This window comes from Aristophania sp. ESL1142 (assembly GCF_058107345.1).
The window spans coordinates 822717-842745 of the sequence record NZ_JBYLUH010000001.1 but is presented as its reverse complement, the minus strand read 5'-3'; the positions used below and the strand labels follow the sequence as shown (position 1 = coordinate 842745).

The 20029-nt window shown below is 45.0% G+C and carries 24 protein-coding genes, 2 pseudogenes and 1 CRISPR repeat array; of the genes and pseudogenes, 21 read left to right on the top strand and 5 right to left on the bottom strand.

The annotated features are described in order from the left end of the window. Window positions 1-108: 108 nt before the first annotated feature. Together AC3B6P_RS03935 and cysE are read left to right on the top strand one after the other, a co-directional pair. Entirely contained in the window at window positions 109-1320 is a 1212-nt protein-coding gene (locus AC3B6P_RS03935) for an FAD-dependent monooxygenase (protein ID WP_489804825.1), read from the top strand. Window positions 1321-1332: 12 nt separating this feature from the next. Continuing rightward, window positions 1333-2106: a serine O-acetyltransferase gene (gene cysE, locus AC3B6P_RS03930; protein ID WP_489804824.1), complete on the top strand. Its 774-nt coding sequence runs from the start codon at window positions 1333-1335 to the stop codon at window positions 2104-2106. Between the two features lie 27 nt (window positions 2107-2133). Here the strand turns inward: cysE and AC3B6P_RS03925 are convergent, their stop codons facing one another. Then, entirely contained in the window at window positions 2134-3210 is a 1077-nt protein-coding gene (locus tag AC3B6P_RS03925) for a S24 family peptidase (RefSeq protein WP_489804823.1), read from the bottom strand. A gap of 572 nt (window positions 3211-3782) precedes the next feature. Here AC3B6P_RS03925 and AC3B6P_RS03920 point away from each other — a divergent pair. The 5 genes and pseudogenes from AC3B6P_RS03920 to AC3B6P_RS03900 all read left to right on the top strand — a co-directional run. Continuing rightward, the gene (locus AC3B6P_RS03920) at window positions 3783-4091 is read left to right on the top strand and encodes a helix-turn-helix domain-containing protein (protein ID WP_489804822.1); all 309 of its coding nucleotides are present in this window, start codon (window positions 3783-3785) and stop codon (window positions 4089-4091) included. Window positions 4092-4093: 2 nt separating this feature from the next. Continuing rightward, window positions 4094-4648, top strand: coding sequence for a DNA-binding domain-containing protein (locus AC3B6P_RS03915; RefSeq protein WP_489804821.1), 555 nt, complete (start codon window positions 4094-4096; stop codon window positions 4646-4648). A gap of 136 nt (window positions 4649-4784) precedes the next feature. After that, complete coding sequence (locus tag AC3B6P_RS03910; protein ID WP_489804820.1) at window positions 4785-5183, top strand: hypothetical protein; 399 nt, start codon at window positions 4785-4787, stop codon at window positions 5181-5183. A gap of 287 nt (window positions 5184-5470) precedes the next feature. Continuing rightward, a pseudogene (locus AC3B6P_RS03905) lies at window positions 5471-5723 on the top strand (IS5/IS1182 family transposase); the annotation flags it as partial. Between the two features lie 306 nt (window positions 5724-6029). Further along, window positions 6030-6338 (top strand): annotated as a pseudogene (locus tag AC3B6P_RS03900) (hypothetical protein); the annotation flags it as partial. A 787-nt stretch (window positions 6339-7125) separates the two neighbouring features. Here the strand turns inward: AC3B6P_RS03900 and AC3B6P_RS03895 are convergent. Continuing rightward, on the bottom strand, window positions 7126-7269 hold the full coding sequence (locus AC3B6P_RS03895; protein WP_489804819.1) for a hypothetical protein: 144 nt from the start codon (window positions 7267-7269) through the stop codon (window positions 7126-7128). Window positions 7270-7401: 132 nt separating this feature from the next. Here AC3B6P_RS03895 and AC3B6P_RS03890 point away from each other — a divergent pair, with 132 nt between their 5' ends. The 12 genes from AC3B6P_RS03890 to AC3B6P_RS03835 all read left to right on the top strand — a co-directional run bounded on the left by AC3B6P_RS03890 (window position 7402) and on the right by AC3B6P_RS03835 (window position 15511). Continuing rightward, window positions 7402-7836: a hypothetical protein gene (locus AC3B6P_RS03890; protein ID WP_489804818.1), complete on the top strand. Its 435-nt coding sequence runs from the start codon at window positions 7402-7404 to the stop codon at window positions 7834-7836. 396 nt (window positions 7837-8232) lie between these two features. Further along, window positions 8233-8622 (top strand): hypothetical protein, encoded by a 390-nt coding sequence (locus AC3B6P_RS03885; RefSeq protein ID WP_489804817.1) that lies wholly within the window; start codon window positions 8233-8235, stop codon window positions 8620-8622. A 139-nt stretch (window positions 8623-8761) separates the two neighbouring features. Continuing rightward, window positions 8762-9484, top strand: coding sequence for a glycosyl hydrolase 108 family protein (locus AC3B6P_RS03880; RefSeq protein WP_489804816.1), 723 nt, complete (start codon window positions 8762-8764; stop codon window positions 9482-9484). Window positions 9485-9561: 77 nt separating this feature from the next. Beyond that, complete coding sequence (locus tag AC3B6P_RS03875; protein ID WP_489804815.1) at window positions 9562-9921, top strand: hypothetical protein; 360 nt, start codon at window positions 9562-9564, stop codon at window positions 9919-9921. A 309-nt stretch (window positions 9922-10230) separates the two neighbouring features. After that, the gene (locus AC3B6P_RS03870; RefSeq protein WP_489804814.1) at window positions 10231-10539 is read left to right on the top strand and encodes a hypothetical protein; all 309 of its coding nucleotides are present in this window, start codon (window positions 10231-10233) and stop codon (window positions 10537-10539) included. Further along, window positions 10496-11125 carry a phage protein Gp27 family protein gene (locus tag AC3B6P_RS03865; RefSeq protein ID WP_489804813.1) on the top strand — a complete coding sequence of 210 codons (630 nt, stop codon included), beginning with the start codon at window positions 10496-10498 and terminating at the stop codon, window positions 11123-11125. Before AC3B6P_RS03870 ends, AC3B6P_RS03865 begins: the two co-directional genes overlap by 44 nt. Beyond that, complete coding sequence (locus AC3B6P_RS03860; RefSeq protein ID WP_489804812.1) at window positions 11122-12705, top strand: terminase large subunit domain-containing protein; 1584 nt, start codon at window positions 11122-11124, stop codon at window positions 12703-12705. Before AC3B6P_RS03865 ends, AC3B6P_RS03860 begins: the two co-directional genes overlap by 4 nt. Window positions 12706-12712: 7 nt before the next feature. Further along, window positions 12713-12931 carry a hypothetical protein gene (locus AC3B6P_RS03855; RefSeq protein WP_489804811.1) on the top strand — a complete coding sequence of 73 codons (219 nt, stop codon included), beginning with the start codon at window positions 12713-12715 and terminating at the stop codon, window positions 12929-12931. Further along, window positions 12918-13157, top strand: coding sequence for a hypothetical protein (locus AC3B6P_RS03850; protein ID WP_489804810.1), 240 nt, complete (start codon window positions 12918-12920; stop codon window positions 13155-13157). The genes AC3B6P_RS03855 and AC3B6P_RS03850 overlap by 14 nt, the downstream gene beginning before the upstream one ends. Before the next feature lie 41 nt (window positions 13158-13198). Further along, window positions 13199-14470 carry a DUF935 domain-containing protein gene (locus AC3B6P_RS03845; protein WP_489804809.1) on the top strand — a complete coding sequence of 424 codons (1272 nt, stop codon included), beginning with the start codon at window positions 13199-13201 and terminating at the stop codon, window positions 14468-14470. Between the two features lie 145 nt (window positions 14471-14615). Further along, window positions 14616-14949: a CRISPR direct-repeat array (repeat unit 29 nt; unit sequence GTGTTCCCCGCACACGCGGGGATGAACCG). A gap of 36 nt (window positions 14950-14985) precedes the next feature. Continuing rightward, entirely contained in the window at window positions 14986-15195 is a 210-nt protein-coding gene (locus AC3B6P_RS03840) for a hypothetical protein (RefSeq protein ID WP_489804808.1), read from the top strand. Between the two features lie 151 nt (window positions 15196-15346). Next, window positions 15347-15511: a MobA/MobL family protein gene (locus AC3B6P_RS03835; RefSeq protein ID WP_489804807.1), complete on the top strand. Its 165-nt coding sequence runs from the start codon at window positions 15347-15349 to the stop codon at window positions 15509-15511. Here the strand turns inward: AC3B6P_RS03835 and AC3B6P_RS03830 are convergent. The 3 genes from AC3B6P_RS03830 to AC3B6P_RS03820 form a co-directional block, all read right to left on the bottom strand. Further along, the gene (locus AC3B6P_RS03830) at window positions 15479-16018 is read right to left on the bottom strand and encodes a type III toxin-antitoxin system ToxN/AbiQ family toxin (RefSeq protein ID WP_489804806.1); all 540 of its coding nucleotides are present in this window, start codon (window positions 16016-16018) and stop codon (window positions 15479-15481) included. The two genes, AC3B6P_RS03835 and AC3B6P_RS03830, sit on opposite strands and share 33 nt — an antisense overlap. 1058 nt (window positions 16019-17076) lie before the next feature. Continuing rightward, a complete protein-coding gene (locus AC3B6P_RS03825; RefSeq protein ID WP_489804805.1) occupies window positions 17077-17232 on the bottom strand; it encodes a hypothetical protein in 156 nt (51 codons plus the stop codon). 370 nt (window positions 17233-17602) lie between these two features. Then, window positions 17603-17839 (bottom strand): phospholipase D-like domain-containing protein, encoded by a 237-nt coding sequence (locus tag AC3B6P_RS03820; protein WP_489804804.1) that lies wholly within the window; start codon window positions 17837-17839, stop codon window positions 17603-17605. Window positions 17840-18604: 765 nt separating this feature from the next. Between AC3B6P_RS03820 and AC3B6P_RS03815 the strand changes: the two genes are divergently transcribed. Next, a complete protein-coding gene (locus AC3B6P_RS03815) occupies window positions 18605-19594 on the top strand; it encodes a phage protease (protein ID WP_489804803.1) in 990 nt (329 codons plus the stop codon). Continuing rightward, on the top strand, window positions 19594-20025 hold the full coding sequence (locus AC3B6P_RS03810; RefSeq protein WP_489804802.1) for a hypothetical protein: 432 nt from the start codon (window positions 19594-19596) through the stop codon (window positions 20023-20025). Before AC3B6P_RS03815 ends, AC3B6P_RS03810 begins: the two co-directional genes overlap by 1 nt. Window positions 20026-20029 lie beyond the last annotated feature (4 nt).

Sequence of the window (20029 nt, the reverse complement as noted above, 5' to 3'; positions counted from 1 at the left end):
AAAATTTTTTGATTTTTACAAATCGTATCACTATCGCAACGATATAGACAAGACTTTCTTTTCTCTTAAAGCCGGGCTAGGAGGAAGAGAACATAAAAGGACGTAATCATGACTCAGCACTATGATGTCTGCATTAACGGGGCTGGACCAGTAGGAAGCAGTTTGGCCTGCCTATTGCTACAGACAGGCATGCGCGTTCTCCTGCTTGAAAAACAAGCCATGATCACTGAGCCTTTACCCTCTCTGGACGGCCGTGCCTACGCTCTGACGGAAGGCTCACGCCCCATTCTGAAAGAAGCAGGTCTCTGGCAGAATCTTTCAACAGCTCCACAAGCGATCAATAATATAAGCGTTTCTGACGGTGAAGGCCACTTCCCCCGCCGCTCTCCCAAGACAACCCTAATTTTTTCGCCAGACGATGCCCCTGAACATCAACCCTTTGGCTGGATGGTTGAGGCCAACACATTATTGGCAGCTATAGGCTTAACCCTAAAAAAACATCCCTCACTCCGGCTTTGTGCTCCAATACAGGGTACATTTACCTTTTCTCCTGATCATGTCAGCATCACCTTAGACTCAGGAGAAGTCGTAACAGCCAGCCTGGTTGTGGCTGCTGATGGACGCCGCTCGAAACTTCGTGAACAGGCCGGTATCGGACTGACAGTCATTCCATATCAGAAATCAGCACTTGTCACGCTCATCTCCCATAAACTTCCCCATAACGGATTCGCTTTAGAAAATTTTCTTCCTCAAGGTCCATTTGCACGCCTTCCTCTTCCACCAACATCTTCTCACCCACACCGTTCAGCCATCGTATGGACAGACCGACCAGACCGCATTGAATATTTCAAAAACCTCCCTGACAGCAGTTTTATTGAAAATATCCAGGCTCGTTTGGCCGATGAACATCTTGGTGACCTCGAAATTATCGGCCAAAAATGGCTTTATCCCCTCGCCTCTCAATATGCTCACCGCTATATCAGCCAACGTATGATTCTTATTGGAGATGCTGCTCACGGCCTGCATCCTGTCGCAGGACAAGGCATGAATCTAGGTTTTAAAGACGTAAAAATCCTTGCCCCTCTTCTACGCAAAGCGTTTCAAGATAAGCGTGATCTTGGGGAAACAGAGCTTTTGAAAGAATATCAGCGAAGCACACGCCCACATAATCTGGCTATGCTTGCAGGCTGCGATCTCATGGAAAGACTTTTCAGCAATGACAAGCCTTTCTTGCAACTTATCCGGCAAGGTGGATTACGCTTCCTACAGCGTAGCCCCCGTCTCAGACAGTCATTTGTCAAGCAGGCTATGGGGCTTTAAACGTAACTCATCATGCGACATAGTCATTGTTCTTCACAAGAAATACCTGATCTAAGCCAATTCTGGTCACAGGTACAATCCCAGGCCTGCGGCTGTCCCGATCCGCTCATCAGCGACCTTTATGCCGTCAATATATGCGATCATAGTGATTTTCCTTCAGCTTTAGCCTCTCTTTTAGGAACGAAACTGGCTGACCGCTCCATAACAGAAAGCACCCTTACACGCCTTGTTGCAAAATCCATCGAGGAAGACATCACGATTGCAGAAGCTGCCCGGGAAGATATTCTCGCCACTTATGAACGCGACCCTGCCTGTACAGATCTCGTAACGCCCTTTCTGTTTTTCAAAGGCTGGCAAGCACTGCAAGCCTATCGCATCAGTCATTTCTTATGGAAACGTGGGAGGCGGCCGTTGGCTTATCATATACAGAGCCGGATTAACGAACAATTCAGCATTGATATTCATCCAGCAGCGCGACTCGGTAAAGGGTTGACTATTGATCATGGCACCGGGATCGTTATTGGTGAGACCTGCATCATCGAAGACAATGTCTCTCTTTTCCAAGATGTGACCTTGGGAGGAACGGGCAAAAACGAAGGAGAGCGGCATCCTGTTATCAGAAAAGGAGCCATGATTGGCGCTGGTGCCAAAATTTTGGGGCGCGTGGAAATTGGCGCCTATGCCCGAATAGGTGCCGCCTCAGTCGTACTAGAAGATATTCCAGCCTACGCTACTGCTGTCGGCAACCCTGCGAGAATTGTGCGCATAGAACCATCCCCCTCTTAAAACTACCTGCTGCGGGCAGAATGTCCTTTATTTATCAAGATGGATATGCCCGGTGACTTTACCGATGATCCGAACGGCGGCATCGGGCACAGCATTCCCCCAGCAAACAGAATCTATCGACGCCTCGAAGCTACTATATTCCTTATTATCGCTGATAATTTCAAAAGTTTGCGGATTTTTAATATCCAGTCGTTTCACCAGAATCATATCCCCAATCGCCATGACGTAAATACCCGGCCTGATATCATTATCAGCATAATTGACAATCAGTACATCCTGCGACTGGATTGTTGGCTGCATACTGTCACCACGGGCGCGCATGAGCAGGACATTTTTAGGCGTATACCCAAAAATGGAGCGCAAGAACCCTTTGGATATATGGATCTCTTCTGCTTCTTCCCAGTCTCCCGAAACAATTCCCGCCCCTGCCGAAGCTTCAGTCTGGAAAAAAGGGATTGTCAGTGTATCATCATGATTCTGAAGACGCCGATCAACACTATATTGACCAGCACCATAAACCGGGTCAGAAAATCCCCGAGGTAAAGTCCTTTCCATCTCTCCACCACGGACCAGCCAGTCAAGCGACACCCCACAGGCTTCTGCGATCACGCTCAATGCACCAACAGTGATATCCTGCCCAGCCATATAGCCATCTAAAGCGAAAGAGGAGACCGCTGATTTAGCTGCCACAACATCCCTCCCCCCCGATCGCTGAATGGCAAATTTAAGCCGTTTTATTCTTTCCTGAACGTCTGGACCTTTTTCCGCTTCAGAAACAGTATTCCCATTATTTTGAAAAGCTTTTTCATCACTCTTCATCGTTTGGGTTTTCATTTCCTCATTTAGCATTGGCCCCGTGCCAGCAAGTAGCCATTCAAGAGAAACGCCACAAGCATTAGCTATTGCAACAGCCGCACTCGCTTTCATATCCCTTCCAGAAGCATAAGTGCTCAATGTAGGTTTAGGAATCCCCGTTGCTTTTGCGACATTGCTATTACCACCACCTGCTTGAATGGCCTTTTTCAAACGTGAACAACGATCTTCCACAGACTTCTTTTTTTCATAAACGAGTCTATTAGCTGGAGTAATTGATTGTGCTGACATAGCCCCTCAAATGCATAGTTTTCCGCAAAAAAAACGAATATAGACAAAAAACATTACGGAAATTTTTAAGCTGACCGTTCGCGTTACCCGTCGTCACCTGTATGATAGCGTATATTATATGGCTTGAAAACGCGATAGAAGAGAGAATGTTAAAACGCGTTTTTGGGGACGAAAAGGAACAGAGGTTCCGTTTTTAATGCCAGAATCTATGTTTATGAATTATTAAAAAAACCCTGACTTAAAAGATGTTTTCTTTCAAATGACTTCTATAATATCAGATTTTCTCTAATAAAACATGATAAAAACTGCATAATAAAAATATATAACAACCACAAAACGAAATATGGAAACTTTATAAATATCTTCTTTTGAACTTATCCCCCAAAAATTCTCCTTTCCAAAAAAACACGAACAGAAACATTACAATTATTTTAATATAAATTGTTCGCGTTTTATATTGCTGTTTGAGAACATGCCCTTATGATGCAGCCATGAAACGCATTTTATAAAAATGGAATTGCGTGTTCTCGTAGCAAAAGGGAGTTTCTCTCCCTCAGTTAGGGTTTACAATCATGAACAAAAACACCAACGGAATGGACATTGAAGATATAAAGGGTGCTCTGCGGAAGACCTATGGCCCTTTGACAGCAATTTCTGAAAAGCTTGGCTTTAATAAAAATGCTGTCAGCTCTGCAATTCGTGTCTCAGGTTATTCCATTCAACTCGAACGGATCATAGCCGAACTTCTGGGAAAATCGCCTTTTGATGTTTGGGGCGCAGAACGCTTTAACGAGGATGGCACAGCTGTCAGACGGACGCTCATTTCCCGAAAATTCAAGGACATTCCCGAAAAATTGCGTAGGGAACAGGAAGTAAACTGACAATGCGCGCTTTTGTAACATCCTCTCCTCCCAGGCATGATCTGGCCTGGGAGGCCTTCGAAAAAACCACTGAAAACCAGAAGAAGGCTGCCCTGCGTGCTCTGTCCCTTCTGACCAGGTTACAAAATTTCAGGCAAGCAGGCTGGAACATTGATGATGCCATTATGGCCTTAAAAGCAGACGATAAAATAAGCCGCGCTTCTCTCATGCGTTGGCAAAAAATTGTAAAGAATGTACCTCATGAACATTGGCTGGCTTACCTCACGCCCCGCAAAAGGGGCCCCAAAGGCCCTCGCTATCAATGCTCAGAAGAGGCATGGTCCTTTCTCAAAAGGGACTGGTTAAGAGCTAAAAAACCAACCATTTCAGCTTGTTATCGTAGGGTTTCAATTGCTGCTGAGCGTAATGGCTGGGTTATCCCTTCTAAAAAAACTTTCTCACGCTGGCTGGCCTATCTCCCTAACGAGAATATGGTACCAATTCATGAAGAACTGACTTCCCGTAAAAAGTCTGTTCCTGAAATGAAGAAAAACCACTCTGATTTGTGCACCATGTAATTTATCAAAAACAATAATGCGGTGAGACCTTCTTTATGAGGGTTCACTTATCCCTCATGCAATCACAAGCGCCTTACGAAAACACAAACGTGAACATCTACCACCTACAGAATAAAATCTCACAGGAACCTGATTGATGGCACATATATTAACTGAGCGCCTTTCTCACATATTGGCACTTTCTGAAGATGTAGTCTTAACACGCACGGAAATCATTGAACTTATGGAGAAAATCGCCCCTTCTTTCGGCACTGTAGGTGTCTTAAGAAATGCCTTGATTTCGCATCAGGATGTGTATGACCTGCCCCCTCATTGCAGACTCCGAAACATCCTGATCTTTTATCTTGAAGCCTTGCCCCGTACGCTGCTCCTTTCTGAACTTTATCAGCAGCTTCAACGTGAAGCCAGGCCCCCTACCCTCTCTGAACTTTTTAAACAGGATGCTAAAGGAACCTTCTGGCCCCATCAAAAATTACGTTTCTGGCGAGCAGCACGTCGTGCACGACAACGTGAAATCATTAGCAACATACACTGAATTCTTCATTAAATGACATTAATATTATGGTGTTTATCAATAACTGATAAATAATGGTAATCAATAATATTGCGATAGAATGTAAATATTTTATATAATTTGCGTTTGATCACAATTTTATTAACATTATTAAGTGAAGGATCATAAAAAAAACTGTTATTTTTGGGATATGCTCTGTGATTTCATTTTTCTTACGTTAAATGGGAGGATAGATAATAAAGCAGCTCGTTTTTGTTAAGGTTGAGAAGCGATTATCTCGGTTGAGCGGTCTGGTTATTCCGTGAGAATTGTTTCGTGAGAAATTGACCCAGGCCGGAGCAATTGAAATTCTGTTTAACCATTTGGGGAACCGGCTTATCTACCAATGTCAGGTCAGATTCTGGATGCAACATTGGTGGCGGCTCCAAAGCAGCACAATATTAACGCTGAGAAAGCTGATCTTCGGGAAGGGCGTATTCCTACAAGCTAAAATTGTCTCATAAGGGCTATCATGCACACTGGGCACTCAAGTTTACAAAAACAAATCGGCAGGAAGACGGACCTTATCTGGGAGAATGAGCGTCTTCGACTGAAAAACCCTGTCCTGCAGGAGGAGAGGGAAATATTAAAAAAGCCACACAGTTCTTCGCGAGCCAAAAGAGTGGAAGGTACGCATTTATCAGGGAACATCGTAATCGTTAGCCCATCATGCGTTTATGTCAGGTTTTGCAGGTCTCAAGGCGTGGTTATCAGGCATTGGCTTCCAGACCTCTGTGCGAGCGTCAACGCACAGACCTGAATTCTGGCGCGTATCTGCAAGCATTATGCCCTGAGCCACCGGACCTATTGCCGTGGGTGAATGACATAGAACTCAAGGACGTAAGGCTTGATGTTGGCAAGCGTCGCGTGGGGCAACTGATAAAAGCTAACAATATTCGTCCCGTGCGTAATCATCGGCTGCCGCCAATCAGAAAGGAGCAGGCGACATCAGTCATATCTGGACCGGCGAAATCTGGCTGTATTTTCCATTTTGATCGCGGCAGCCAATACTGCTCACATGATTTCCAAAAGAAACTGACGGAATACAAGACGACACCTTCCATGCCCGGCAAGGGAAACTGCTACGACAGCGCCGTGGTCGAGACCTTTTTCAAAAGCCTAAAAGTCGAAATTGTCTCATAAAGGCCGTCAGCTGAGATTATCATCCTGTTCTTTGGCTATAAATTTCCTATCAACTAGAAACTCCATTATCCAGTCCCGTATCAGCATATCTTTGCAGATCAAAACCACAGACAGAACTCTTTGTCATGGCGGGAGGGAACCCCCAAACTAATATGAGGATGAGCTAGCCAATATATCTATAATATACGCCATTTTCTCTTCCTGGAGAAAATAAACGCCGCAGCGTAGCTACCGAGAGCCAATATTTAACGCTCCAGTTGGAATATATCCCTAAAGTCAAATCCAAAAACCTTCAAGATCAGTTCATTGAGCCTAAAATCAGTTCTTTAAAACTTTAATTAACGGTTTTTCGATCACGCCAATTTCAACCATGCTCGTCATTTCATTGATTCATTTGGAAATGAACCTCCCTCCAATAATTCACAGTCAAGGCAGCCTTATCTATGGCTATAAAGTTAGGCTGTATATACACCTTTCCTTCGCACGACTGCTAAAAAGAACAATTTTCTGGTTAAACTTGAAAATAATAAACGAAAAAAATTTAATTATCATTGTCTTATATAATACTTATCTGTACCTGATATAATAATAGTACAGGTTATTATATAGTAACTGTTTTTAGATATAGTAAATCCTTCTTTTCCCTGACGTGATGATCTTTATGTAAAAGAATGCCAATGTTATCAGAAGGATCGCCACGATCTTCTCTATAGAATCAGAGTTTCTGGCACATTTACTGTCCGAGAAACTTTCAGATGAGCAAATAACTAAGCTGAAAGATTTACTCATCAAGCGCAGCAGGATGGCGTACGCCAGCGCAACAGGCAGGAAATAACACGCCCTTCAAAGCGGAAAGAAGAACATGAAGGCGTTTGTGAATTACAGAAAAAGAAAAGAAAACGGTCCAATCCACGCTGCAAACCATGCTTTCAAGAGCTTATGAACTTTCCTGCCCGCAAGACGAAGAGAAAGTCCCCCTTGCCCAATTACCTCCCCAGACATTGGCTCTGACACTAACCGGACTCCTGACATAACAGCATTAATAACGCTGCTTGTCATGCTGCTTAGCGAAGCAGACAAAGATGGCTATAATAATGAGTTTGTAAATATATCGCCTGAAAATTACCGCTTGCATTATAGTAATTATGAAGGAGAACCGCCTGCCTACGATCATTATAAATATAGTGAGGTAAAAAAACTTATTAAGAAAATATTACAGGAGTTTTTATCAGAAGCACGCATGCTTCCAGTCTGCTATGCTGTGCTTGAAATATTAAAAGATGAACGCGACACTTATTTCCCCCTCTATTCCCAAACCATGGGATTACAACATTACCTGAAATGGGAGGATATCGCCCAGAGATTGCACGCTCATGCCACAGTTACAGGCAGGTCTCTCTCATCTACTCCTTATAAAGGGCTAGATGAGTCCGCTCCCAATCCTTATGGTTATTGGGGCGTACTCATGAAAATATGTATTAACCGCAAATGAGTCCTTTTACGTGAAAATTCTGGCGAAGAGATCAGTAATCATTATTTCAGAATTACTGAAAAAGGCCTCAAACGCCTAGAAACAATCAGCCAATCTTCTGACCCGGTTCACTAATATAAAGTTTTTCATTGGCTATATGGTTAATGCAACGTGGTGAACATTTCACCACGAGGGTGGTTTAGGTCTTAATTTCTCGTCATAAGAGATAATATAAATAATTTAAAATATCATATTTATTAAAACGCTTTAACAAACGTATTATTTAATTACAATAAAAAGCGTATAATAAATTATGTCATTAAATATTAATGTAATTCATTATTTATGCTTATATAATTTTATACCTTTTGATATTATCAAAAATCATAAATTCAATATAAAAATTAGAGGATAATCATGGGTACATTTAAAATTCCAGTGCCAGTTGAGATTGCCTGGATGGCTGAAATTGTTGGTGAAGAGACGACTTTTCATTTTATTGAAGCCATGGCGGGACAAAAAATATGGATCCCCCGCGTGCGGATTGAACAGTCTAACCTTGCCCAGGCCTGGGGGAGCACACTTGCCCATTGCCTGGCAGAGCGTTATGGCGGGGAACAATGGCAGGTGCCTATGCTCAAATCCTGGCGTATCAGACGGCTGGCCTTTCTGGGGCTTTCAAATAATGAAATCATTGCCCGCGTCGGTGTTGGGCGGAGCTACGTCAAACATACACTCCAGAATATTCGTGATGACCTCAAACGTGCACAGCCAGCGCGGGAAGAACAGTCGTCACATCTACTCTAGGCAGTTTGGTCAATAAATTTCTCAAACATATCCTGAATGCCCATTCTGAGGAGTAATAACCTCTGAATGGGCATTTTTCATAAATAGGGGGTCGTTTTGCCCCCTGATTATTCAAAGGCAAGTTTTCTAGCTTGCTTCTATGAAACAAAGTCTTGAACCCTCCCTCGATTTTACACACCAGGCTGAAGGGGACTATCAATGCCTCCGCTCAGATCCTGGCAACTGGACTGGTGGACGCGTAGGCTCCGGGCAGCTTGTCGGCACAAAGTACGGACTCTCTGCTTCTTTGCTATCTGGGGAAATACCAGACCTGACAGCGCAGAAAATGCGACTTGTCAGTCTGGATGATTTCAAACGCCTGGCTCAGAAACAGTTCTGGGATCCTCTCCATTGTGATGAGCTGCCCATTGGACTGGACCTTCTTGTATTTGACCACGGCTTTAATACCGGTCTAAGCGGCTCAGCCAGATTGGTACAACAAGTTGCAGGCACTGAGACAGATGGTGTCATTGGCCCTGCGACCGTAAAAACCATTGCGAATACAAACCCAGTCACGCTGATCCCCTATCTTGCTCATGACATGATCATCCTTCTTCAGCAGGAAATGATGATTGATGAAACAGGCATCATCAGCACTGATATGCGGGCAAAGCTGAATTGCCTCAAATGGCGTTCCAGTCTGTGGTGCTGTGCCCTGGCCTCCATGCAGGCAGTTGATTACCGCCGAAAACGTAATTTCAGCAACTTTGGCCGGGGCTGGCTCTCCCGGGTTCGCCAACGTGCCATAGCGGCACTGGCACTCTGCCGGGAAGCCCGATTGAACCCCACACACAGAGCAGACCAGACAGCACAAACAAGCTGATCACCCTCCCCCCTCTTCCAACCTGACGGGCGCGACAGGCTGGCAATCTTGAGCGCAGACGCAGCGCATTGTGAGGAATGATGAAACTTCTAGACTGGCTTGGCACATTACTCCCAGCTTTTACAACAGCAATAGAACCTGTGATTAAAGACACTCTATCTAAATATGACGAAACAGCAAAAACAGCCCTTCGTTCAGCTTTAACCAAAATTGACAATGGCGCTGACCATTTACTGAGCGTCTACCGCAAATATGAAAGCAACCATCCACTGGTACAGGAAACGATTGATGGAGCTTGCAAATTATTGAAGGTTGCAGGCGTGATTACCCCTGATGCCGACATTGTGGAAACACATGTCAAGGCAGCCATACACGACCTGGCAAGTATCTTCATTCAGCCTGAAACCAGCAACTCTGATAAAAAATCAGCAGAGTGATGATGAGCGGGATGGTGCCTTGGAATGTTTTTATCGGTGTAGGCAGTTTACTGCTTTTAATGCTGTGTCTTCTTCTCGCGGTTTTTGCACTCTGGGCGCACCGTCTCGATGGCCAAATACAGAATCAGACTGAGGAAATGAAACATCTCAGGGAACTGGTTATGACAATCATACGGAGCCATCTCGATGCTAAACGGTAACCTCTTCCTTTGGGGTTTGGCAATTGTCGCTCTCGCTGTGATCGTCATTTTACTCGCCAGCGATGACCGCCCTCACCCTCCCTATTGGTGAGGATTACAGGATTTAACAATGTCTATTATTCAAAAACTGATTGAGGAGCGTCGCTGGCGGATCCTGTCTTTTCTGGCAGATGTGCCAGCCCGCAGCCTGAATGAAGATGTGCTGTTGCTCTGCTTCCGTGAACTCGGCTTTCCCATTGATATAACTGAACTCAGGCACGACCTTGATTATCTTGAACGACAAGACTGCGTGCGCCTGATGCAATATCGTCTGGAACATGCACGCTACCTTCTCGTCGCACAATTAACTTCTGAGGGGCTACAGACATGGCAATGTGAACGTGCAGTACCTGGCATTTGCAGCAGAAAGCCTCTCTGACATGGCCCGTATCAGTACAGTGGCACGCCTGTCGCCCCCCCTCCGCGAAAAGATATATCAACTCTGTGAGGAAGGACGCACTCTTGATGAAATAAGTGCTGTGCTTTCCTCCCTCGGTAACCCTGTCAGCCGTCACTCTCTAGGCCGGCATATCCGCAAAAGAAACCGCCTTACCCTGGAACTGCGGCGTTCACGCGAAATTGCTGAGGCACTGGTGACCCATCTGGGTGATCAGACGGTAGGCCAGCAGCAAAAACTGCTCATCGAACTTTTTCATAGTGCCATGCTTGACCTTTTTCTCACCACGGAAAAGAAAAATGGCTCTGTGGAAAACAGTTCCATCCTCAAGACGACCCCCAAGGACCTTTCTCTACTGGTTAATAGCCTGCACACTCTGGTACGCGTGCAGAAACTGACAATGGATGCAACAGAAGAACCGACTGAAACAGAAGACGAACTGACATTCAGGAAAAGCAGGAACAGGACAGGCAAAAAAGTTGCTCATTCGAAACAAGAAACAAGGCAGGGTCTATCGCCTGAAACAATAACACAGATCATGAATGCCGCTTTTGGGGTTAAGTCATGAAAAAACCGATTTTCCTGCCTTATCAGACCGTACTGATGCAGTCTGTGAGGGATCATCAGGTCACAGTCATAGAAAAATCCCGCCGTACAGGAATCAGCTGGGCTGCTTCCTTCATTGCAGATCTAATGGCAGGTGCGGCAAAAAAAGCCGGTGGGATGGATGTTTTCTATCTTGGTTACAATCTCGATATGGCACGGGAATTTATTGATTATTGCGCTGAACACGCCAGAATTATGCAGCCTGTTGCCATTACAGTGCAGGAAAGTTTCTGGAAAGACCCCGGAAAAGAAGAAAAAGATATCAAGGTTTTTCGCATTGACTTTGCCTCAGGCCACAAAATCTTGGCCCTGCCCGCACGTCCACGCGCTTTACGTGGCATGCAGGGACTGGTCATCATTGATGAAGCTGCCTTTCATGACAAGCTGGAAGAATTACTCAAAGCCGCCATGGCCCTGCTGATGTGGGGAGGCAAGGTGCTGATCATCAGCACCCATAATGGCGAACAGAACCCCTTTAATACATTGGTGACTGAAATACGCTCAGGCCGCAAGCCTTATCGCCTGCTAAGAGTCACGTTTGATGACGCACTCTCAGACGGACTTTACCACAAGATTTGTGAACAGACCGGGAAAGAATGGTGCGCTGAAGAACAGGAAAGCTGGCGCGAGACATTAATCACCAATTACGGGCCAGAAGCAGATGAAGAACTTTTCTGTATTCCTGCTTCAGGCAATGGGGCCTACCTTCCTCTAGCCCTGATTGAAGCACGGTGTGATCCAGCCTCACAGGTGATACGCTGGGGCTGTGATAATGAATTTGTTTTGTTGCCGGAAACAATTCGCCTTCGCCAGAGTGACGAATTTATTCACTCTGGACTTTCAGATATCCTGGAACGTCTTGATAAGAACACACCTCATATTTTCGGAGTGGATTTTGGTCGTTCAAATGATTTGACAGTCATATGGGTGCTTGCTCTGGAAAGTAACCAGACCCGCCGTACAGCCTTCGTCATTGAATTGAGGAATGTGCCCTTTGAACAGCAGAAATATATTCTCCATTACGTGCTGGACCGTCTGCCACAACTGCGCTCAGGGGCGCTAGATGGACGCGGAAACGGGCAATATCTCGCAGAAGTCACAGTGCAGAAATATGGCTCTCATATTGAAGCCGTCATGCTGTCTGAAAGCTGGTACCGCGAAAATATGCCCGCTTTAAAAGCTGCCTTTGAAGACAGGCTTATCACTCTTCCTCAAGACCGGGAAATCACTGACGACCTACGCGCCTTAACCTTGGTACGGGGCGTTGCACGCATTCCCGACCGACGCCTGTCAGGCGCTACAGGAAAACGCCATGGTGACGCTGCCATTGCCCTGGCACTGGCCTATGCAGCCAGCCGCTCTGAAAGATTTTTTTATGACTACACTCCCATTCCGCACCCCACGGCTGGGTCCTGTAATGCCTTTTATGATGGCCCCTTAACTGCACGTGAAGAAGAAGAGCGTGACAGAAGAAGATTCTCTGAGAGTTTCCATGCAAGCGGCACAACCAGATTCAACCCCTTTGGAAACGTCATAATGTGAAGGAAAAATGATGAAAGAGGTGCTTGCAATAATCGTAACCGTCCTCCTCGCCCTGACAGGCCTTGCCTGGCTTTCCTGGCGCGCCAGCAAGGCTGGCAGCACACAGGCAGAAGCTGAACAGGCCCGCCGGACAACAGATATTGTTCAAAAGGCAGAGCAAGCCGCAATCAATAGCTGCATGACTGATGAGGCGCTGGAGGAGGCCCTTGAAAATGGTCAATTCTAAGTTTTCCTGCCTCTCAATAATAACCTTCCTTGCACTTTCAAATTGTGCAGAACCCAAAATTGAAGGGATCTGCCCTGCTTATGTGACCTATAGCGCGCAGGACCAAAAGGCTCTGCTGAGCGAGCTTGAAGCCGCTAAAGCCGCCTCACTTCCCCAGAGCCAGACTTATCGTTTCTTACGGGATTATGGCAGGCAACGGGCAGCCCTTAAAATTATCTGCCCTTAACAGCCCGTCATTCTCCCCCCCTTTTTAAGGAAACAACCATTATGACCGATTTATCTTCCACGCCTTCTTTCAGGATGACAGAGACAATGGGCGCATCCGTCCTTGGAGCGCGGCCCGCACTGTCTGACCCTGTCGCAACACTCGGTCTTAACCCTGCCGATATTGGCGCCCTTCTCTATGCTGCATCACATGGCAGCTCCAGCGACTGGCAGACTCTCTGTGAAATCATTGAAGAACGTGACCTGCATTATCTGGGCGTTATTGGCACGCGCAAGCGTTCTGTCATGCAGCTCCCATTTACGATTGAAGCCGCAGGCGGGTCAGAACTACAGAAAAAACAGGCTGAATTCGTAAAGAGCTGGCTTAATCGCGGCATAATCCAGCGCGCTTCTTTTGACATGCTGGACGCCATTGCCAAAGGTTTTTCCGTCCATGAGATAATCTGGCATTGTGAAGCAGGGAATTATTATCCTGAACGCCTGATTTACCGCCCCCAGCGCTGGTTTGAAATTTCCTATCAGGATGGAGAAACGATCTGGCTCCGTGATGAAAATTCTTCTGCCACACCAGATATTGCCGGGGCCGTAGCTGAAGATGGCATGAAAGCACTCGACCCGAGCAGAGCAGTTGTGCACAAACACCCTTCATGGTCTGGCCTGACCATCCGTTCTGGACTAACACGTTCAATTGTATTCAATACCCTGTTCAAACTCTTTTCAAACCGCGATTGGGGCTTGTTTGTGCAGTCTTTCGGGATTCCCATCCGTGTTGGTAAATTCGACCAAGCCAGCACAAAGGAAGACCGCCAGACCCTCTGGCGCGCTGTTTCTGACGTGGCTGGCTCTCTCGGCTGTTTGATCCCCAAATCCATGGAGCTTGAGTTTATTGAACCTAAAAATGGCCCCGGCTCAAGCGATACACATGAAAAAAGAATAAAATGGCTCGATGAGCAGACCTCAAAAGCCGTGCTGGGCCAGACTGGCACGACTGATGCCCGGCAGGGCACTCATGCAGCCGCAAGTGTACACCGCCTTGTGCAGGAAGATATTGAACGCTCAGACGCGTCTCTTCTGGCCTTCACAATTAATAGCCAGATCATCAAGCCAATGATTGATTACAGCTTCGGGACACCAGTAAATGGCAGATACCCCACCCTCTTTATCGGTCGCCCCGATGAAGTCCCTGTCGAAGTGCTGATTGATGCCATAGAAAAACTTGGCCCCCAAGGCTTTAAAGCCCGCGCAACCGACCTTTACGGACGCCTGAACCTGCAAGCCCCCGTAAAAGACGAAGAAACTGTGGGAAGAGAATAGGTTAAGACGTGGGACCAGAACATACATAAAAGTCGTTCAAAAAAGCCCCCTATCCAGGAAAAATATCCCCTATTTCTGTAAGCAAAATTTCGGTAGATTTCTTGACATGGTTTTTTACCAGCAATAACAATAAGTTCCACGAAGAGTGTTCCCCGCACACGCGGGGATGAACCGGAACTGTCCTTCTTCCTGCGGGGCGGTTGAGAGTGTTCCCCGCACACGCGGGGATGAACCGGCTTTGTCGGACAGCGCGTTCATCGGCATAAAGTGTTCCCCGCACACGCGGGGATGAACCGTGAGACGTTGGAGGAAGAGGGTGTCGGCCATGGTGTTCCCCGCACACGCGGGGATGAACCGGCCTTTGATGCGACTAGCCACCGAGTTTTTAGGTGTTCCCCGCACACGCGGGGATGAACCATCCGCAATTCATGCATGGGGGACAGCTGACCCGTGCTCCCCGCACACGCGGGGATGAATGGGAGACTGCACGATCTTTAGAATTTACAGGTTAGACGTTGCAGTTTCCTGCAACGTCCGTGCTTAAACGATATGAAACACTAGATCGAAAGGCAACAGAAAGCTGTCTGACATTTGCCAAGAACTTTTCAGAATACTGTTCTGACCTGTCGGCTAAAATAGTCCGCTCTGCAATTCTTGATACGTTAGGTGGCGGTATTTTCAGTGGGCTGATTATTCTCGGTGCCTGGTTCGTCACGCATCATTGAGGTAAAATAAGCAAACCCCACTCGAAAGAGAGACGGGGCCTGAGTAACACTTTTATTTTAAATAAAATGAAAAAACGCTGATTAGGAGATCAGAGCTTTTCCTAGACACTTGATAGAGTAAGCCATCCCAAAGAACAAGGGGATTGTGGGCATGCAGTGCAACGAGGCACTGGAAAAGAACCACCAGAAAGCCCGCATTGAGTCGTGCAGCTATGCCACAAAGGGAATCGACCGGATGCTGGGTGTTCACCTTGGACCGGAAGCAAAAGCCACTGATAGTATATTATTTAATAGAGAAATTATTAATTTCTACTGACAACAAATCAAATTTACAACAGCTTTCATAGTAAACATGCGTTGGGTTTTTAGAAATATCATAAATCTTTTTAGATCGTTTTTCTAATTTGTTTTTATTTATTTCTTTTACAAGAAATTCATACTGGTCTTGAAGTAGAAAGTAATATTTTTCGTCTAATTTTTTTATTTCTTGAAAATTAATCTCGTGACAAACTTTATCATTTATAGGAATCATATTACATATTCTAACCAACCCTAAATAATCTTCTGACTTTTCCTTTTTATGAAATATTTTCAAATATCTATTGTCTCCTTTTTTAATATCATTATGCCATGTTTTAGGAGATGATAGAGGAGCTATAAAACTAGCTTCATTAATTTCTATTAAAACACCAATATAGGGTCGAGAATCATATCCATCTATATGTTTTTCTCTTCTGTCATCATGATGTGGATGATAGAAAACTTTATCATCTATACTATGTAAATAGTATAAATAATCTTCGTTTACCCAATAAAACTTCATATCAACACACCAAAAAGCAAAATGGCTGCTTATATGGCAGCCACTTTACCCACGCTTATGGTTGTGGGACACCAAAATTTCAATCCTCGATCAGAGCCGTGGAACGCTCAATGAGGAATATACTCTAACTAAAACGGTATTTCAAGAGACTAATTTTGAAGTGTTTCCCCCACAGCAATTAAGGCATCACCATAATGAGGACTTCATGAAAGTTTTAACCCGTTCTCTCTGGTCATTATCATATGAGCCTATTTAATATTGCTCGCTTATCCAGATGCTCCATGATCGCCCGCTTCCTCAACTTTGCCGTAATATTGATTAACGGCACTAATCCACATGAAATGGCCTGGTTTCCCCGACCATTCCGTTTAAATGTATGATTACAATATGTAGGCCATATTTACGACTTCAGTATTCCCCGCATACGCGGGGATGAACCGAACAACCACCAAAGAGGTGTTTTATGTTAGCGTATCAAGAGCAAAGGAAAAAACTAATGCTCTGTCATTGCTCCCAAAACGGTAAATCAAGCCGTCATGGCTGGAAAATTTACAAAACCTTCAAACGAAACGCAAACAGGAAACAAAGCTTCAAATGCCTCCAAAATTGAATGAGCGAGGCGAAGAAAGGAAAGCTATGTCAAAATAAATATTGAATATTAAATCCAGTTCTCAACCACAAGATTACTAACTCTTCCAAATTCTCTAATATTAGAAGTTACAATAACTGCACCCAATGCCCGTGCATGGGCAGCAATTAAGAGAATCATTAGGCCCGATAGGTATTCCTGCACGTTCTAGTTGATATCTAATGTCTCCGTAGTGGCTATCAACTGGAATATCCAGAGGAATAATTTCCACAATACCAAGAATAGTCTCAACTTGTTCGGTTAATTTAGGTGAACCTTTCTTGACACAACCATATCGTAATTCTGGTGCAGTAATAATGCTTATGCAAATAGCATCCTCACCTACCTGTCTTAGTTTTATCGAAAATTTTACCATGCGGATTTCTTACCAATTCAGATACTATATTCGTATCAAGCATATAAAGCTTATTCATAAATCCACATCACTTACAGGAAGTAACGTACTGTCAATTTCCGGGAAAGAATCTTCAGATGACAGAGGCTTCATACCAGCAAGGGTAGCAACTAATCCTTTTCGAGGAGAAGGTTTTATAATCAAATTTTCACCGTCTTTGATAATGAGCACCTTGTCTCCTGGAAACTGAAACTCTGCCGGAACACGTAATTCCTGACTTTTATTATTCCTGAATAGTTTTGCTTCTCTGGTTTTTGCTGAATAAGACCTTTGGCACTCCGTACATATTAAGATATGCTAAAGTGAAGTTATTTTTCAAGTCATCTTACTATTGAAATGCAGGTTGCCTTGTTCCCACTGCGATTTCCAATGTTCAAGATATTCTGATGCCAGTTCCAGGGCATCCCAAATGACTAAAGCATTTTCACTGTTTCTTTTTTCCGCTGACGAAGTGTAATTAAATGACCCCGTTTCAACAGTTTTTTATCTACAATGATCGTTTTGTCGTGTTGAATAGGATAATTGCTATCAGAGCGAACCTCTATTCCTGCGGTAATGAACGAGGATAAAGCGTGATGGCTGTACTTATTTTTTTGCCATGAAAATCAGCTATCACTTTAATTTCAACACCCCGCCGCTTTGCCCTGATAAGGGCACGGGTAATATCTATTGCTGTAAAGCTATAAGTCAGAATTTTAATCTCTGATTGAGCACTATCAATGACATTCAATACCGATGCCCTTGCAGAACCCTCGGGAGAAAAACCAACTTGAGCCATTGCTTTAGAATGTGCTTAAGGACAATAAACTAAAAAAGTACAGCTAAGATCAAAAAATAGTTTTTCATAGTTTAATTTAAGACAACCTGGCCGGATAATATTCTCTGTTTTTGCAACTGGTCATACAGAACTTCGATGATATTGCGATTTCCCATATGAACCACGACATCGAGAATCCCGTAAAACCGTTTTAAAATCATATTATATTCTAAAGTGCCACCAATTTTTAAGTCTTTAACCAGGTTAGCTATGCGATCATAGGCATCAATCTTCCAATCGGTACGAATTTCTTATCAGTACTAAATACATCAAGAAGCATATAAAGCAAGAAAATCCGAGAAATCTGGACTTTTTTAGGTAGCAAAATATGCTGGGAAGTTCTTATTTTTCTTATTTTTATAATTCCCCATAAATATGGAGAGCGACCACATAAAATGTAAAAAATTAATAATGTCATTAGTGATTATTTTATAAAATAAATAAAATTTTTTTATAAATAACTCTTTATTACAACGTCTCTAAATTATCATAAAAACAAAAACCGGATTTATGGTCTATAAAATTATCTCTCAGGCTATTATAGACTCTACCCAAAATAATTTCGATATAAAAACTATCTAATCCTTCATTAAATTAAAAAAGAAAAACTCTAAATTTCTTACTCTTTTCACTCCCCTTTCCATTTATCAGCCCTATAGCCCTTTTTAAAAGGGGGGTGGTTTTGCCCCCTGAATAAAATAGATCGTTTCTTGCATTCTGCCCTGCATGAACGAGATGACATTACTCCCTCTTCCTAAACAGAAAGATCATGCACCTGAATGGGTGCATGTGCTGCCTTCTGGCACGTTTCCCGCTGTTGGTGGGTCTAAAACCTACCGGGCGGGAGATATTTTTTCAATCATCAGGGCCTCCATGCAGGGTGGCAAGATTGTGCTTGATGAAAATCATAGCACAGACCTCGCCGCGCCAAGGGGAAAGTCTGCTCCTGCCATGGGGTGGATTACTGAGATGCAAGGTCGCCCTGACGGCATATGGGGGCGGGTTGAATGGACCAAACGCGGCAGAACAACAATGGAAGACCGTGCCTATCGGGCAATCTCGCCCACGCTGAAAACACGCCCTGATGGGACAGTCCTGCAAATTTTGCGGGCAGCGCTAACCAATAACCCGGACCTCTCGCTCACAACCCTTCATTCACAACAGATAGAGGAGGATGCGTTGGCGTATCCACTTTCTGCGCTGTGTTCACGTCTTGGCCTACCAGCCGGGGCGGATGAAGCAGCAATCAATACAGCCCTTGATGCGGCAAGAAACCACATCACACTCCATATGAAAGCAGCGGAGCTTGCCGGGCTGGATAGTTCTGCTTCTGATGACGCGATCCTGGCACAATTACAAAACCGGCAGGAGCAGATGACATTTCATTCCGACTCCGAACAGAACTTGCAGGAACAGATCGCGGCATTGAAGGCCAGTAATGCCAAAATGGCCGGTGAACGCTTTATTGAGCAGGCTGGGCGCAGAAAAATCATCACTGACGCACTAAAAAACCAGTTAATGGCTCTCTTTGCCACTAATCCTGAACTGGCACAAAATATTATTACCTGCCTGCCTGAGGCCCCTTTTGCCACGACAACACTGCACGGTGCCCCACTGGGCCAGTCCGTGAGCGGGGTAGACGCACACTCAATGAGGTCAGTCGAAACAGCACTTGGGCTGACAGAGTCTGACCTGAAAGCAGGAGGATTGCTCTGATGTTAAATACTGACCGCGCCCTTTCTGAAAAAACAGCGCCCCACGCGCCGGAATTTGCACATAATGTAGCAGATGGCTTTCAGATTTATCGTGGCGCACTTGTCGCTGTCTGTGAGGATGGAACGATCGTCCCCGCCGGAGTGACAAACGCGCCGTCCCCACTGGTCTCCATTGTCGGAATTGCCTCACGCAGAAGCGAAGGTAGTGAGATCATCTCTGTCCGTAAAGGCTGTTACGCCCTGAGCTTTGACACAGCACCGGGCTGGGCCTCTGTCGGACAGGACGTTTATGCAGTGGATGATGAGACAGTTTCACTCAGTAATGGTGCTTCCCCCTCTGGAGACCCACAGACTCACAACCCTGCAACAAGGCTGAAAGTTGGCATTCTCGCCGGTATTGAGGCCGGTATCGCCTACGTTCTGATTTCCTGAAGAG